Here is a 15,548-nt window from a genome sequence, read left to right as displayed (position 1 = left end):
CCTTGAAGGAATAATATCGTGGTCACAGACCCAAATTGGACAGCGCAACAAAGCCGCCAACAATACAACATTGCGTATTGGAGCCAAGGTTATTTCGATATTAATGAGCATGGCCAAGTCGTCGTATGCCCAAATCGTCATCGCCCTGAGAATCAGATTGCGCTGGAATCACTCGCCCATGAACTGACTCGACAAGGCGTTTCACTACCGGCTCTGGTGCGTTTTCCACAGATCCTCCATGATCGCGTCGACACGCTCTGTCACGCCTTTAATCAAGCCATTGATAACTATCAATACGATAATCGTTATCTGGCCGTCTACCCGATCAAGGTCAATCAACAACGCAGTGTCGTTGAAGAGATTTTAAGCAGCCAAGCGGCTAAACAAAATCGCCAATTAGGCCTTGAAGCCGGTAGTAAACCTGAACTCATGGCAGTGCTTGCGATGGCGCAGCAAGCCAGTTCAGTGATTATCTGTAACGGTTATAAAGATCGTGAATATATTCGCCTTGCTCTGATTGGTGAAAAACTCGGCCACCAAGTTTACATCGTCTTAGAAAAACTCTCTGAGCTAGATATGGTGCTCACTGAAGCGAAAAAACTCAAAGTGACCCCGCGCTTAGGCTTGCGAGCACGCCTTGCCTCGCAAGGTAAAGGAAAATGGCAAGCCAGTGGCGGCGAAAAATCTAAATTTGGTCTGGCAGCCTCCCAAGTCCTACAGGTCATCGATGAACTGAACAGCAAAAAAATGCTCGACAGTTTGCAACTATTGCATTTTCATCTAGGCTCACAAATTGCCAATATTCGTGATGTTCGCCAAGGCGTGAGTGAAGCAGCACGTTTTTACTGTGAACTACGCAAACTCGGTGCACCGATTGCATGCGTAGATGTCGGTGGTGGCTTGGCCGTCGACTATGATGGTTCGCGCAGCCAAGGCAACAACTCGATGAATTATGGGCTAATGGAGTATGCTAATAATATCGTTTACTGCGTCGGCGATATCTGCGCGCAGTACGAAGAACCAGTGCCTCAACTCATTTCCGAATCAGGTCGCTCGTTGAGTGCCCATCATGCCGTTTTAATCACCGAAGTACTGGGTACTGAGCGTTATTACCCCGCTCAAGTAGATGCGCCGCCAGAAGATTCGCCGCAGCTTCTCGAAAACATGTGGCATGCCTGGCAAGAACTCAACCTGCGTGATGACCAGCGGGCATTAGTTGAAATCTACCACGACATTCAAAACGATCTATTAGAAGTGCATGCACAGTTCAATCTGGGCTTATTAAGCTTGCATCAACGGGCTTGGGGAGAACAGCTAAATCTGCGGATCTGTTATGAGTTACAACAGCGTCTTAACGAGAATAACCGTAGCCATCAGCCTATTTTGGATGAGTTACGTGAGCGTCTAGCTGACAAGTTCTTTATCAACTTTTCACTGTTCCAGTCCCTTCCAGATGCGTGGGGGATCGATCAAGTTTTTCCGATTTTACCGCTGTCACATCTGAATCGAGTCGAACAAAGCCGCGCAGTGCTGCTCGACATCACCTGCGATTCCGATGGTTGTATCGATCAATATGTCGATGAAATGGGGGTTGAACCGACGATGCCCGTCCCCGCCTGGGATCCGCAAAATCCATATATGATGGGATTTTTCCTGGTCGGCGCCTATCAGGAGATTTTGGGCGATCTGCATAACCTGTTTGGTGATACAGACTCAGCGGTTATCCAATTGGATGAACAAGGTGAGCTGATTATCGATCAGATCACCCCTGGAGATACCGTCGAAGATGTACTCGGTTATGTCAATCTGAGCAGCGACAGTTTTGTCAGAACTTATCGAGAATTGGTTCGCAAACATATCGACAAATCGCAGCAACGCGCTATTTTGGCAGAATTAGAAGCCGGCGTGCGCGGATATACTTATTTGGAAGATTTTTAGAGGGCGCTATGATGTTTTTTGAAGGTTCAGAGAAAAAGATTGAAATTGTCATGCGCCCCGGAGTCGCCTCGTTGCGCGCTCTGGGGCGGGAATACTGGCAACGTATTGTCCAGCGAGCCCGAGCCGATATTATATCCTCTGTCAGTAATGAGCAATGTGATGCGTATCTATTAAGTGAGTCCAGTCTATTTGTCTGGGATAACCGCTTTTTGATGCTCACCTGTGGCACCACCACATTGGTGGATGCAGCGTTGCAATTTATTAGTGACCACGGACGCGATGCCTTAGACTTTTTTAGCTATCAGCGCAAAAATGAATATCAGCCGCATCGTCAACGGACCACGGTCACCGATGATTTGCAAAAGCTGCGTGAAATACTCCCTGTACAAGCGCATCAGCTCGGCTATCTGGACACGCATCATCATTTTTTGTTTCATTATGCTCATCCACACTATCAACCACCGCCGGCCGATATCACCAGTGAACTGCTGATGTACCATATTAGCGAGCAAGCCGCGCAGCTGTTGATTAAGCCACAAACGACCGCGTCGATCCGCCAATTATTGGCGCTCGACCAATTACTGCCTGAATTTCAACTGGATGATTTTGTCTTTGATCCGTTCGGTTACTCGGTCAATGCGATACGTGGCGAGCATTATGCGACCATTCATATCACCCCGCAGCAATGCAGCTCATATGTGAGTTTTGAGACAAATTTAGACTTAGGTGACAAATCCAGTTGGATGGTCAGCAAGCTACTTGACTGTCTTAAACCCCGGTCATGGGATTGTATTGGCTTTAATAGCTCGCCGCGGGTACTGAACATCCCTGATTATCAGCCACTGGGGCAGTGTCAATTAACATTGCCTTGCGGCTATCAGGTAGACTTTAACTATCATCTCGATAAGCGCCAAATCGCATTGGCGATCCGAGCACTTTAATGAGCGGCGCCGAATCAACTGATTCAGCGAGCTGCGCTAATGAGGAACAGATATGGCAACCCTCGCCGACTTTACCGATTATTCGTTATATGCCAATGCCTTTGGTTTTATGCGCCGTCCCCTTGATTGGCAACCGGCCCAAAGTAATGCCGATCTCGTCATTACTGGGCTACCTTTTGATTTAGCCACCTCTGGGCGCAGCGGCAGCCGCATGGGGCCCGGAGCAATTCGTCAAGCCTCAGTCCATTTAGCATGGGAAGAGCCGCGCTGGCCATGGCAATTTTCGCTATTTGAACAGCTCAATGTGATCGATGCGGGCGATCTTGTTTTTGACACTGGCGATGCGACTCAATTTACCCAGCGCGTTGAAGATTATAGCCGGGCGCTGCTGAGCGCCAACAAATTGCAATTAAGCTTCGGCGGTGACCACTTTGTGACCCTGCCGCTACTGCGCGCTCACGCCGCTCACCATGGCAAGCTGGCTTTGGTGCATTTTGATGCTCACACCGACACCTACTCACACGGAAGTCGCTATGATCATGGCACCATGTTCTATCACGCACCTAAAGAAGGATTAATCGATCCGGCCCATTCCATCCAAATTGGAATTCGCACGGCCTACGAGCAAAGTCAGCATCCGTTTCAAGTGATTGATGGAGCAAAGGCCAATGACATGTCAGCCAATGAGATCGTACGCGAGATCCGCGCGCGGGTGGGCTCGCTGCCCGTCTATCTCACCTTTGACATTGATTGCTTAGATCCAGCCTTTGCACCGGGAACAGGGACGCCCGTATGCGGCGGCTTAAGCTCACACAAAGCGCTGTGCATCTTGCGTCAGTTAGTTGGATTAAATCTGATCGGTATGGATGTGGTTGAGGTCGCCCCGGCTTATGATCACAGTGAACTGACCGCATTGGCCGCCGCCACGATCGGCTGCGAACTACTGCATATCATCGCCGCAAATCGCATGGCGGATCAATCGCTTGCCGAGTCAGCAAGCGATTTATAGCAAAACAATCGCAATTGTTGACATTATTACCAGCTATCGCCATGATGCCCACCCATCGCCCTCTTTTGGGCGGTGGTGTTATTGTTTTTGCTGGAGATAGTCTGTTGTTATCCAAAAAATTGATCCGCTATGTGTTGCTTGTGCTATTGGTATTGATTATCTGTCAAATCGTAAAACTCGCACTGATGGTCACGTTATTCACGTTGCTTGGTATGGCTATTGTTGGGCTGATGATTCGCCTGCAATTGAAAAAAGTTCGCCGCCGTTTTTCCCGCCGCCAACACTCTCAAGATATTTAATGCCCCGTGCGGTGACCATACCCGTTAGTCGACTGGGGTATGTATGTTCAACAGGGTGGACAGCGCTTGCTGGTGCATCCACCCTCACAGTTATTTAGCGTCAATAAAACAATTTGGCATTGACTTTGCTTTGTATGACTTATCATTTAGTCATAGTCATTGAAGAGCATGCAGATCAAAGCCTATCAACAGCAGCAAGCATTAAGCGAAAGTCATCATGACAATAGCGCGCTTGCACCTTCTGATAAAACCGCAAGTCTCGCCGATCCTTCAGCACAAAAAGCCACGATAGAACGCCAACAAGCGGGTAAAATAAGCGATTTATTCAGTCACTTAAGAAATAACCCACAGGTACAGCATTACGTCAAACGGATGATGGCGGCAATCGACAGTGGCAACTTTGATACGCAATCGTTTAGCCATCAAGCGCCAGTAATTATGCAGCAAACAGCCAACCGTCTTGGCATTGACTTACCCACTCAACTGGCACAATTCGGCAAACAATTGCAACACGCCGGACAATCTCTGCCACCAACCAATCCGATATTACGTCATTTTCAGCATGAAACCGAGCAGCCTCAGTTGCTGCGACAATTAGCCGGAATTAACGTCAACGCTTAAGCCTAAAGCTGGATCCACGTTGACTTGAGCTCCGTATATTTTTCCAGTGCATGGAGTGATTTATCACGTCCATTACCCGATTGTTTGTAACCACCAAATGGCATGGTCATATCGCCGCCATCCCAGTTGTTCACAAACACAGTGCCTGCTCGCAACTTTCTCGATACCCGAATGGCGCGACTAACGTCTCGGCTCCATAAGCCTGCGGCCAAACCATAATCACTGTCATTGGCCAGATGTACCGCATCCGCTTCATCTTCAAAGCATAATACGCATAACACTGGGCCAAAAATTTCTTCTTGGCAAATTCGCATCGATGGCTGCACATCAACAAAAATAGTCGGTTCGATAAAATATCCCCCCGCGACAGGCTGACAAGCCTTACCACCACATAACAATGTTGCCCCTTCATCGAGCCCGAGTTGAATATAATCTAAGATACGTTGCCATTGCCCTCGATCAACAATTGCCCCCATAGTCGTTGCGGGATCAAGCGGATCAGCCGGCATCCATTGCTGGGCTGTGAGTGCTAAGCGTTCAATAAAGCAATCGTAAATACACGCTTCCAAGAGCAGTCGAGAACCGGCCGTACAGACCTCGCCCTGATTGTAAAAAATTGCGCTCGCGGCACTGGCAATCGCGGCATCCATATCGCCGTCAGCAAATACGATTTGGGCACTTTTACCCCCACATTCCATAAAGGTCCGTTTTAAATTTGAGCGCGCCGACATCACCACCAACTGTTTTCCCACCGCAGTCGAGCCCGTAAACGTAATGCAATCAACATCCGGATGTTGTCCCAGTGCTTGCCCTGCTTCATGGCCAAACCCAGGGAGTATTTGCAACACGCCATCTGGGAGTCCCGCCTCACGCGCGAGCTGTCCGAGCAGGATGGCCGATAACGGGGATTTCTCTGACGGTTTCAAGATCACACTATTGCCAGTGGCTAAAGCTGGGCCAAGTTTCCAAGCAGCCATCACCGTTGGAAAATTCCAGGGAACAATGGCCGCGACGACACCTAGCGGCTCGCGATTAATCAGCGCTAAGGCGCACTCGCCCACCGGAGCTTGTTCATCATAGAGTTTATCGATAGCTTCCCCATTCCAGGCGATACAACGACCAGTGGCAGGACCATCATAACCTAAGGCATGGCTAATCGGTTTCCCTGTATCAAGGGTTTCAAGTAACGCTATCTCATCGCTGTGCTGAGCTAACAGATCGGCGAAGCGCAACAGCACCTGTTTACGCACCGCAGGGGCTAAACCACACCAAAGGCGCTCGTTAAAAACTCGCCGAGCCGCTTGCACCGCGCGTTCAACATCCGCTTCGGCGCAACGCGCAACATGCGCGAATATTTGACCAGTAGCTGGATTGATCACCTCGAAAGTCATGCCTGATATCGCATCACAATCTTGACCATCAATGATGGCTTGCGTCGAGAAACGCAGTTTAAGGGCGCGCTGATGCCAATCTATCTGTTGGGTTGAAGTCATAACCTCTCCATGCTTATGACATCGATAGTGTTCACCGACATCAGAGCTGCAATATCAAGCGTTCGGACTATTTAAAATGCGATCACTTGTCAACAATGTTTAAAAAATAGAACATATTGATGGAATATTAAACGACGCTAGCATGTTTTTTGCACAAAAACCATCTAAATAGGGCGTGTCAAAGCTGCACTAATCAGTTCACAATCATCATCATTTAAATTGCGAAAACGATGTGCTTGAGCTCGGTCAAAATAGTAACTATCGCCCGCGTCAAGAATGATCACCTCATCGTCAAGGGTCAGTTCCAACTGCCCCTTGAGCACCACGGCACATACTTCGCCGACAAATGAAGACTGCGCAATGCGTCGATCAGCGCCTGATTTGAGTCGTTCACAACGCATGTCAATCGCTCGATCAGTGCGAAAATAGCCGATCTGCTGGTAATGGAATGAGCCTTGCGCAACCACTGGCAACTCATGATTACGACTGTAGAATGTGGTTTGAATGGCTTGCCCGTCTGCAAAAAAATCGGTTAATGACGTGGATAATTCATTGAGTAATTTTTTGAGTGAAGCGACCGAGGGGCTCACCTGATTTTTTTCAATTTGTGAGATAAAACCATTGGTCATCCCTGAGCGGCGCGCCAGCTCACGCTGTGAAAAACCAGCCGCTCGACGCCGCTGTTTAAGTCGATCACCAATATTCATACCTATCATAATTGTTCTCTCTTCAATGCTCTATTGGGCAAGGCCACATCGCAATAAACAAGTAGCAATGAGCTCATGCACACTTTGGTGGAGCACGATTTCACGTTGGAAAAGTGAAACGACTCACTTGGGGATTGCACCAACAAATGATAAATGTTAATTATTATAATTATCTGTTTAATATTTTAATTGCCTCGATGCAACCATGCAAGGTAAGCAGACTCGATCCTTATGCGCATTGTTTGAGAACTAGGTCAGCCAATGGTCTGTCCTTGGCTGAAAACTCGTAAAGCATCATTGTGGCCTAGATTGTGATGATTCATTGCTGATATAGTAAATGGATGACCAACCGATGACTTATATTCAATGGAAATAGCTATGACAACGCAGCTGCAGAATTTCATCAATGGGTCTTATCAAGCCAGTAGTAGTGGTCGCACGGCGATGATTGACAACCCAGCAACTGGCGATATTCTCGCTGAGGTCGACTTAAGCTGCGCCGCAGAAATCCCCCCCATTGTGAACGATGCACTCACCGCGCAGCGCCACTGGGCGAGTTTAGCACCACTGCAGCGCGCGCAAATATTACGCCGCTTTGCCAAGCATATTGACCATCATCAAGATGAGTTGGCCCAGTTAATCTGTCTGGAACAGGGAAAAACCTACGCAGAAGCACAAGCGGAGTTAACCCAAGGCATTGCCACGGTTGAATTTGCCAGCCAACTACCCGAGCAAATTGTAACAGGTGATCATCTCACTCACCCGGTTGGCGTCTGTGTCGGCATTACACCTTTTAGCTATCCGGCATTGATGCCTCTGTGGCTGTTTCCTATCGCGTTGGGCTGTGGGAATAGTTTTATCTTAAAACCATCCGAACGAACCCCTTCGGTTGCGCTACGCTTAGCTGAACTGTTACATCAAGCAGGACTGCCAGAGGGCGTCTTACAAATTGTGCTCGGTGACAAAGAAGCGGTAGACGCCCTCATTACCGACCCCAATGTCAATGCGGTGAGTTTTATCGGTTCGAGTCGTGTTGCCGAAGCGGTCTATCACAAAGCGAGTAGCACGGGCAAACGCGTGCAAGCATTTGGCAGCGCGAAAAATCATCTATTAGTCGCCCCCGATGCCGATCTTCACCAAGTGAGTAATGCCTTGATACCCGCCGCATTTGCCATGGCTGGGGAACATTGCATGGCGATCTCGGTGGTGGTGGTCGTTGGCGAACAAAGGGCCGATGAGCTGGTCGGTGAACTTGCGGCAAAGGCGCAATCGCTCAAAGTTGGGTCAGGATTAGCCCAGCCTGCCAATGAACTAGGCCCATTAATCAGTGAAGCTCATCGTCTAAAAGTTCGCGGCGACATCGAACAAGGCGAAAAAGACGGGGCAACGCTTGTCGTTGATGGCCGTGAACTGAACAGTGAAACGGGTTATTTTTTAGGTGCTAGCTTGTTTGATCATGTCACCCCAACCATGCGCCTTTATCGGCATGAAATTTTAGGCCCAGTACTGGCCATTGTTCGAGTAGCCAGCATTGAAGAAGGCGTGGCACTCATTAACAGCCACCCACTTGCGCAGTTCAGCGCCATATTTAGCCGCGATGAAACGCTGATTGAGCAGTTTGTTCAGCAGGTCAATATTGGGTTGATTGGTATTAATCAAGCGCAGCCAAACCTTATGCCAGGCCAAAGTATTAGCGGCTGGCGGCAAACTGGATTTGGACCACTGGGTTTAGGCGGCGATGACGCTATTCGCTTTTTTACCCAAGTCAAAACGCTTTGCCGCGAGCCTTTATCTTTATAAGCATCGTTATATTGAAACGGAACAAGAGAAAAAAATGAACATTGCTATTATCATATGCGATCACGTGGATGCCCCTTTCAACCAGCAATTCGGTGAATATTCCGATATGTTTGTCAATGCGTTAAATGCGCTACAAACAGATCTTCATTTTGTTTACTTTGATGCGCTGCAGCGACAGTTGCCCGCGCCTGACACTGACGTTGATGGCTATATTATTACCGGTAGCCGCCACAATGCATATGATAACGACCCTTGGATTGTTGAATTAGTACAGTGGGTTCGCCAAGCCGATCAACATCAGTTAAACGTCGCCGGGATCTGCTTTGGTCACCAGCTAGTCGCGCGAGCGCTGGGAGCACAGGTGAAAAAATCCGACAAGGGCTGGGGGCTTGGTTCTGCGCTAGTGCAAATCAACGAGCGCCCAGCATGGTTATCCAACGTACCTGAAACGCTCCGTGTATGGGTCAGCCATCAAGACCAAGTGACAAGCTGTCCGCCAGGTTGCAGTGTTGTCGCCAGTAGTGATTTTTGTCCCTATTTCATGTTAGCTAAACAGTCGCACATTTTTACAGTACAAGGTCACCCTGAGTTCCAACAAGACTACACTCAGATATTATTGGACAGACACGCCGGGCAGTTACCTGCACACGCTAGTATTGAGCAATTACAAACAAGCATGAACAAACCTGTTGATTCAGAAGTCGTTTTACGCTGGATTTTGGCGTTATTTAGTTCAGCAAACACATCGCCTGCGTAAAACTGGACAAGCTAATCGTTGCCAAGTACCTTTAACGACAATGAAGGTTTTATGATGCCTAAAAGCAGGGAAGCGCAACGCCGTGCGGCCACTCAAGACGATCTCAACCCGTAAACTTTTTATTCTTTATATTAGTCTCAGCGCACTATTATTAGGCGCAGTCGGTAGCTTTGTCGTTCATCAACAAAGCGTTCAGGTCGTCGCTAAGATCCAAGAGGAAACCACTCAAATTGAGTTGCAAACAGCTAAGCGTTACCTCTTGCAATACCTCAATGACCGCGAGATTGCCTACCGGCGGCTAAGTGCATTACCTGAAGTTGTGCAAGCGGTCACCCAAACGCCAATCAGGTCATCCTCGAAGCTACAAATCAAACTCGAACAAGCACAAATATTTGCCAAAAAAGCGCAGCTGACGATTTACAATCGCTATAGCCAACCGATCATGGTGCAGATGGCACCGGATAATTATCCGCCACAACAGCTCAAAGTTGTTGGACGAATTTTAACGGGTGCCCCCGGTGATTCCCTCATTCAATTAGTGCAAAAGAATCAGCATGAGTATTTTATGCTGTATCTACCGATTGTCGCTCACGCTCAAATTGAAGGGGTAATGGTGGTAAAGCTGGACTTCGATTTAGCTTATTTTTTCTCCACTATTATCAGTAACCACAACCGCCGAATCAGCTTAAGCCAACCCTCTGCTGGCATTGAAATGTTTCCAATAGACAATAACCGCTGGCGGGTCTATGAAGTGCCCCTTGGTTATTCCGATTTGGTGATGAATTACGCCGTCAGCACACAGGCCCAAATTACTCAGCGCGATAATTTGCTCTACCGATTAGGCGGAATGTTGGGATTATCGCTCATACTCTCGCTCTTTTTAATTTACCTGTTAGGACAACGATTATTAGTTCGCCCATTTCAAGAATTGGCCAACAATCGTGAGCAACTCGCGCGGCACAGTCGGCTTCTTATCGAGCGCGAAACCATGGCCAAACGCCTTGCACAGGTTGCGCAGCACGCCCATGATGCCATCGTCATCACCGACTCCAATGGCGCTATTACATGGGTTAATAGTGCCTTTAGTGTTCTCACTGGTTATCACAGTGACGAGGTATTAGGCAGCTCGCCTGGGATATTACTGCAAGGCCCAGACAGCGATGTTCAAACGCGCCAGCGCATCGGGGATGCACTCGCCAAACGTCAGGGGATCCGCACCGAAGTTCTCAACTATAAAAAAGATGGCCAAAGCTACTGGGTAGATATCGATATTACCCCTGTCTTTAATCCACAAGGTGAGTTAGAAAGTTATATTGCTGTGCAGCGCGATATCAGCGAACAACGCCACCTCGAGGAATCGCTGCGCCAAGCGTTACGCCATGCCAAAGAGGCTAATAACTCGAAACTGCGCTTTTTAGCTCGAATGAGTCATGAAATACGTACGCCGATGAATGGGGTATTAGGCCTAACTCAGTTACTTGAACAAACACCTTTAACCCCATTGCAGCGCAGTTATTTAGATGATCTATATAGCTCGGGCCAGCATATGATGGCTCTACTCAATGATATCCTCGATTTTTCTAAAATCGATGCGCAGCGCCTGCAATTGGAACCGACCCAATTTTCACTGACTGAAGTCTTACAGGGTATCCGTAGCACCTATTCGGCGCTAAGCAAACAAAAGGGGATCAATTTCATCCTCGATAATTGTGTCAAACAACCCCACCTATTCGCCGACCGCGATAGGATCCGGCAGGTGATTTTAAACCTTATCAGCAATGCCATGAAGTTTACCCACGATGGCTATGTGAAGATCATTGCCAAAGAGTCTTATTACCAAAAACAGCTCTACTTAATTATCCGAGTTGAAGACTCTGGTATAGGCATTGCCAACGAACGCCAAGCCCACATATTTAATGCGTTTACCCAAGCAGAGTCATCAACCACTCGACTATATGGTGGGTCGGGACTTGGGCTTGCGATTGTCCGTCAGCTCTGTCAAGCCATGGGCGGTGATGTTCGAGTACGAAGTAAAATCGGCCAAGGGTCACGCTTTACCGCAACCATGCAAGTCGATATTGGCCAAGCTGAATCATTAGAACGTGCCCCGGTAGCACACCGCTTAAAAATGGCCAATCTTCCACTTCTAATTGCCGAGGACAATCGTACCAATGGCATGATCATTCGAGCATTCTTTGAAAAACGCGGATTCCAGAGCAAAATTGTTCTTGACGGGGCTCAGGCCATCGAAGCCATTGCCGCACAAAGTTACTCCATTATTTTAATGGACAATCATATGCCACAGATGAGTGGCATTGCAGCGACCCGTCATATCAGGCGGATGAAAGCGCCCGACTGTTTTTCATTAATTATTGGTTGCACGGCTGACGCTTACAGTGACACGCGTAGTGAAATGCTTGCCGCTGGCATCAACGATATTTTAACTAAACCGCTGCAAAATGAAGCAATTGATACTTTGTTAATAGCCCACCAACCCCACTTTCGGCGCTGGCAATTATGGTATGAGCAAAGTATCCATACAGGCTTACCCAGTTGGGTTGAGGCACCGCACTGGATCGATGAAACGCCACATCAGTTGCAGATCCACGCACAGCAGTTTTTAGATCAGCAGCCCTATCTGTGGGAACAGCTCAATGCCCAGCTTAATACCCACAATTACGAGGGCATTCATGAGCGAGCGACCATGCTTTATCAACATGCCAAAGCGCTGCGCGCCAATGAACTCGAACAAGGCGCGCTCCATCTGCAAACGCTTAGTCAAAAGCAACAACTGCCCGAGCTAATTTGGCTGGGTGAGTTTCAGCATCTGATGCAAGATGTCGATCAAAAATTACGGTGCTTCATCGCCCAGCTTTAAGCTATCGATCAACGCTCACAGAGCACAGCGCTCAAATAAAAAAACGGGCTGATAAAATCAGCCCAAATAACAGTGTATACAAATCGTTTCTCATTTCACCAACAAAACTGGTTAGGACGAAAAATCCCATTCCGACATATCCCAGTCGCGATTGTTGCTGGCGATATAACTAAATTTTAGGCCGTATGTACGGCCGATGCTTATCTTCGCCGATTAAGCGTTAAACCGCGCGCGCATCATCGCTTCAAATTCGGTACAACCACCAATAGGTTGTTTGTCGACAAAGACTTGTGGTACTGTTTCAACAGGTTTACCCACTGATTTTGACAGGTCAGCTTTACTGATCCCTTCATCATAAATATCAACGTAACGATAGCCAAAATCATCCTGACTTTCTGACAACTGTTCAGCTAATTGTTTGGCGCGAACACAATAAGGACAACCAGGACGACCAAAAATAACAACTTGCATATAATCCCCTAAGTAACAGCATTCATCACGATGTCGTGATGATGTAAATAACTATAACGTACTTGTGAACGAGATAAAAATCGATAATACCTTGATCATTAATCGTCAAAAACTATACATTTGCATCGAGGATGCTTAATCGATGTAATGAGCAGCCACCACATTCATACGCTTCGCGGTTAACGATTATCCCATCAACAATGCGCAACGCAAACTACCTGTAGACGAAAAGTTCACTAGATACAGCGTTCTATCTCACCGGCCACCATCAACATGCGCATCAAATGTGCCAAACTGCGCGCTTTCATCTTCGACATAATCCGAGAGCGATGGATCTCAACAGTCCCCTGCGCAATATTCAAATCAATGGCAATCACTTTATTGGCTTTACCTTGAGCCACCTGCCCCATCACCTCACGTTCGCGTTTAGTTAACGAATTAATGCGCTCACAAATTTCTTGCTTCATGGTTAAATCGACGCGATTTTGTTGGTCTTGCTCAAGCGCTTTCTCAATCTTGCTTAGCAGATCAAACTCTCGAAAAGGCTTTTCCATAAAGTCAAACGCGCCGCGCTGCATCGCTTCAACTGCCATGGTAATATCGCCGTGACCAGTAATAAAAATAATCGGCATCATGCTGCGTTGCTCATTCAATCGCTCTTGAAGCATCATCCCTGACATTCCTGGCATACGGATATCCAGCAACAAGCAGCCGTGGGTATCTTCGTAAACATCTAAAAATTCGCTGGCATCAGCGAAACTTTGATAACGATAACCGACACTATCGACCATCAACCCAATCATGTCGCGAATCGAGAAATCATCATCAACTATGTAAATCAGCGGTTTTACATCTTCACTCATTCTCATCACCTTTTATTAAATCATGGCTCATTGCAGCTAACGTTAACTCAAAGCTGGCTCCTCCTTGCGTTTGATTATACGCACGCAATTGACCGTGATGCGCTTCAACGATCGCTCGGCTAATCGCTAAACCAATCCCCATTCCATCATCCTTAGTGGTCACAAAGGGGGCAAAGACTTGCTCAATAACCGAGGCATCAATCCCTGGTCCATTATCAGCAATGCGAATACAAATGCGATTCGCATCACTGACCGCTGACACCTCGATATCACGCGGCAAGGCTTTATTACGCAACGCATCAATGGCATTACGCAACAAATTAACCAGCACCTGCTGGATCTGAATTTTATCCACGGATACGGAATCATCACACATCGAGGACATATCCAAGTGAATAGCAATCTCATATTGCTCGGCGCTGTGGCGAATAATCGCTACTGTTTCTTCAAGTAACGCAGTGACTGTAATCGGTTCTTGCGACGTTTTACGCGAGCGAACAAATTCACGGGTGCGCCGAATAATTTCTGAGGCTCGCATCGCTTCGTTAGAAATCTTCTGCAGTGTCTCATCAAGACGCTCCGTTTTATTGCCAGCTAAAAAACGTCGGCTAATATCAGCATACCCCGTAATGGATGCGAGCGGTTGATTCAATTCATGGGCCAGTGAGGTCGCCATCTCGCCCATCGTGACTTGTCGGTCCATCTGCGCAAGTTGTTGCTGCATTAAGGCCCGCTGCTCACTCTCTGCCAAGCGCTGGCGGTTTTCTTGTGCTAAACGAGTCGCCATACTATTATAAGCAGCAACGAGATCATCCAGCTCATCGGATTGATGGGCGCCGCGCTGCAAGCGCATTGGTTGTCCGGGTAAATGGCCATCATCGCCACGCAGATAGGCCACTATCTGGATCAAGTATTGACCTAACAGAATGTGAAAGATAAACAGCATGAACAAGACCACCATTGCGGCTTTAAACAGATTAGAGATCAACAACGTGAGCGCGTAGCGCAGCAGATCATCATGGATACGCCCCGTATCCACAACCACTTTCAAGTGGCCGATCTCTTTCATTTTACCGGAATGAACATGCTCTAGAGAAAACCGATACACCAAGCTGTTATCGGCTGCGGGGTGGCCCACCGAGAAATATTGCCCATCGCTTAACGAGAGTTGCACCTCCATAATAAACGGAAGATTGATCATCCCGTTGAGCTGCATCTCGATAAGATCAGTATCGTAGTCCCAAGCGCTTTCGGTTAAAGATGCCAGCCATGAATCTTGAATGATCTGCGCCGACTGCTCGACATTGCTCATATCTAAACGATACTGCAAATACAACTGCACGCCAGTGACGCTAAGCGTCAAGACTGAACTGAATAACACGATAGCTAGCACCAATCGCCGGGCAAGGCGGCTATCGCGAAAAGACCAACTTTTACGCGCCAAAAGGATTTATTCCATTTTAATAGATGAAACCTTTATATTGCCAGAAGGTGATGGACAATCCTATGGGTAACCGACAAGGGATAGTGAACCCTTTGATATATCGTCAATTAATGTGTAGCGAGTTCATTTGTGGTGCACTTTTGAACTGCGCATTTGCAATACATCGATTAATAACCAAAGCAACAGCACGCATCCAGAAAATGGCGCACCGAATTGCAGATATAGGTCTATCATACCTGCAAAATAACACAAGCAAGGGATCACACCAACCAAGATAACGAATAACGCTAAATAGGCCAACATCTACACATTTTATATAAAAAAAAC

The 15,548-nt window shown here is 47.6% G+C and carries 13 protein-coding genes; 8 read left to right on the top strand and 5 right to left on the bottom strand.

The features are described from left to right. The first annotated feature begins 18 nt into the window (after positions 1-18). The 5 genes from speA (at position 19) to ABUE30_RS09920 (ending at position 4,808) form a co-directional block, all read left to right on the top strand. Positions 19-1,938, top strand: coding sequence for a biosynthetic arginine decarboxylase (gene speA / locus ABUE30_RS09940; protein WP_408623615.1), 1,920 nt, complete (start codon positions 19-21; stop codon positions 1,936-1,938). Positions 1,939-1,946: 8 nt separating this feature from the next. Then, positions 1,947-2,879 carry an adenosylmethionine decarboxylase gene (locus ABUE30_RS09935; protein ID WP_408623614.1) on the top strand — a complete coding sequence of 311 codons (933 nt, stop codon included), beginning with the start codon at positions 1,947-1,949 and terminating at the stop codon, positions 2,877-2,879. Between the two features lie 52 nt (positions 2,880-2,931). After that, the gene (speB, locus tag ABUE30_RS09930) at positions 2,932-3,888 is read left to right on the top strand and encodes an agmatinase (protein WP_408623612.1); all 957 of its coding nucleotides are present in this window, start codon (positions 2,932-2,934) and stop codon (positions 3,886-3,888) included. Positions 3,889-3,905: 17 nt separating this feature from the next. After that, positions 3,906-4,187 (top strand): hypothetical protein, encoded by a 282-nt coding sequence (locus ABUE30_RS09925; RefSeq protein WP_408623611.1) that lies wholly within the window; start codon positions 3,906-3,908, stop codon positions 4,185-4,187. 168 nt (positions 4,188-4,355) lie between these two features. Beyond that, positions 4,356-4,808 carry a hypothetical protein gene (locus ABUE30_RS09920; RefSeq protein WP_408623610.1) on the top strand — a complete coding sequence of 151 codons (453 nt, stop codon included), beginning with the start codon at positions 4,356-4,358 and terminating at the stop codon, positions 4,806-4,808. Positions 4,809-4,810: 2 nt separating this feature from the next. Here ABUE30_RS09920 and ABUE30_RS09915 read toward each other — a convergent pair whose 3' ends face one another. Both ABUE30_RS09915 and ABUE30_RS09910 read right to left on the bottom strand, forming a co-directional pair. Beyond that, a complete protein-coding gene (locus tag ABUE30_RS09915; protein ID WP_408623609.1) occupies positions 4,811-6,301 on the bottom strand; it encodes an aldehyde dehydrogenase in 1,491 nt (496 codons plus the stop codon). 164 nt (positions 6,302-6,465) lie between these two features. Continuing rightward, positions 6,466-7,017: a helix-turn-helix domain-containing protein gene (locus tag ABUE30_RS09910; RefSeq protein WP_408623608.1), complete on the bottom strand. Its 552-nt coding sequence runs from the start codon at positions 7,015-7,017 to the stop codon at positions 6,466-6,468. A gap of 369 nt (positions 7,018-7,386) precedes the next feature. Between ABUE30_RS09910 and mmsA the strand changes: the two genes are divergently transcribed. From mmsA to ABUE30_RS09895, 3 genes are all read left to right on the top strand, one after another. Continuing rightward, complete coding sequence (mmsA, locus tag ABUE30_RS09905) at positions 7,387-8,808, top strand: CoA-acylating methylmalonate-semialdehyde dehydrogenase (RefSeq protein WP_408623607.1); 1,422 nt, start codon at positions 7,387-7,389, stop codon at positions 8,806-8,808. A 34-nt stretch (positions 8,809-8,842) separates the two neighbouring features. Then, a complete protein-coding gene (locus ABUE30_RS09900) occupies positions 8,843-9,565 on the top strand; it encodes a type 1 glutamine amidotransferase (RefSeq protein WP_408623606.1) in 723 nt (240 codons plus the stop codon). A gap of 82 nt (positions 9,566-9,647) precedes the next feature. After that, the gene (locus tag ABUE30_RS09895) at positions 9,648-12,443 is read left to right on the top strand and encodes a hybrid sensor histidine kinase/response regulator (protein ID WP_408623605.1); all 2,796 of its coding nucleotides are present in this window, start codon (positions 9,648-9,650) and stop codon (positions 12,441-12,443) included. 213 nt (positions 12,444-12,656) lie between these two features. Here ABUE30_RS09895 and ABUE30_RS09890 read toward each other — a convergent pair whose 3' ends face one another. The 3 genes from ABUE30_RS09890 to ABUE30_RS09880 all read right to left on the bottom strand — a co-directional run bounded on the left by ABUE30_RS09890 (position 12,657) and on the right by ABUE30_RS09880 (position 15,221). Beyond that, the gene (locus ABUE30_RS09890) at positions 12,657-12,914 is read right to left on the bottom strand and encodes a GrxA family glutaredoxin (protein WP_408623604.1); all 258 of its coding nucleotides are present in this window, start codon (positions 12,912-12,914) and stop codon (positions 12,657-12,659) included. A 236-nt stretch (positions 12,915-13,150) separates the two neighbouring features. After that, entirely contained in the window at positions 13,151-13,777 is a 627-nt protein-coding gene (locus ABUE30_RS09885) for a response regulator transcription factor (protein WP_408623603.1), read from the bottom strand. Continuing rightward, the gene (locus tag ABUE30_RS09880; protein ID WP_408623602.1) at positions 13,770-15,221 is read right to left on the bottom strand and encodes a sensor histidine kinase; all 1,452 of its coding nucleotides are present in this window, start codon (positions 15,219-15,221) and stop codon (positions 13,770-13,772) included. The genes ABUE30_RS09885 and ABUE30_RS09880 overlap by 8 nt, the downstream gene beginning before the upstream one ends. Positions 15,222-15,548: the final 327 nt, after the last annotated feature.

Source organism: Celerinatantimonas yamalensis (assembly GCF_046054155.1).
Taxonomy (GTDB): Bacteria; Pseudomonadota; Gammaproteobacteria; order Enterobacterales; family Celerinatantimonadaceae; genus Celerinatantimonas; species Celerinatantimonas yamalensis.
Note: the sequence above shows the minus strand (reverse complement) of the source record. Positions and strands in the feature narration are given on the sequence as shown.

What these genes read in the sequence shown, in the direction of transcription:
- ABUE30_RS09935 (WP_408623614.1), top strand. Translation starts at nt 1,947, where the DNA reads ATGATGTTTTTTGAAGGTTCAGAGAAAAAGATTGAAATTGTCATGCGC.
- speB (WP_408623612.1), top strand. Translation starts at nt 2,932, where the DNA reads ATGGCAACCCTCGCCGACTTTACCGATTATTCGTTATATGCCAATGCC.
- ABUE30_RS09920 (WP_408623610.1), top strand. Translation starts at nt 4,356, where the DNA reads ATGCAGATCAAAGCCTATCAACAGCAGCAAGCATTAAGCGAAAGTCAT.
- ABUE30_RS09915 (WP_408623609.1), bottom strand. Translation starts at nt 6,301, where the DNA reads ATGACTTCAACCCAACAGATAGATTGGCATCAGCGCGCCCTTAAACTG.
- ABUE30_RS09910 (WP_408623608.1), bottom strand. Translation starts at nt 7,017, where the DNA reads ATGATAGGTATGAATATTGGTGATCGACTTAAACAGCGGCGTCGAGCG.
- mmsA (WP_408623607.1), top strand. Translation starts at nt 7,387, where the DNA reads ATGACAACGCAGCTGCAGAATTTCATCAATGGGTCTTATCAAGCCAGT.
- ABUE30_RS09900 (WP_408623606.1), top strand. Translation starts at nt 8,843, where the DNA reads ATGAACATTGCTATTATCATATGCGATCACGTGGATGCCCCTTTCAAC.
- ABUE30_RS09890 (WP_408623604.1), bottom strand. Translation starts at nt 12,914, where the DNA reads ATGCAAGTTGTTATTTTTGGTCGTCCTGGTTGTCCTTATTGTGTTCGC.
- ABUE30_RS09885 (WP_408623603.1), bottom strand. Translation starts at nt 13,777, where the DNA reads ATGAGTGAAGATGTAAAACCGCTGATTTACATAGTTGATGATGATTTC.